Raw genomic sequence first — 306 nt, forward strand, 5'->3', positions numbered from 1 at the left:
TATAGCATGTGTTCCAGCGTTTTCTTCTCCATTTTCTGCAAGCTCTTCATACAGTTGTTTTGCCAAATTCAATCCAGGAGTTTTTAAGCCCATTTCCTCGGCTGACTCTATTGCAATTTTCATATCCTTGATGAAATGCTTAATATAAAAACCAGGTTCGAAATTCCCATCAATCATACGAGGTCCGAGATTACTAAGTGAGAAGCTTCCTGCAGCTCCCGTAGAAATGCTATCTAACACTTTTTTCTGTTCAAGGCCCGCTTCCTTCGCATAAGCTAATGCTTCCGCAACTCCTAGCATTGTACT

1 protein-coding gene is annotated in these 306 nt (G+C 40.8%); it reads right to left on the minus strand.

The window, feature by feature from the left end; genetic code table 11:
* The coding region (locus tag AOA60_RS23520; RefSeq protein WP_143522515.1) for an NAD-binding protein at window positions 1-306 on the minus strand (306 nt) is incomplete at both ends.

This window comes from Pseudomonas sp. 2822-17 (genome assembly GCF_002742485.1).
Lineage (GTDB): Bacteria > Pseudomonadota > Gammaproteobacteria > Pseudomonadales > Pseudomonadaceae > Aquipseudomonas > Aquipseudomonas cyclaminis.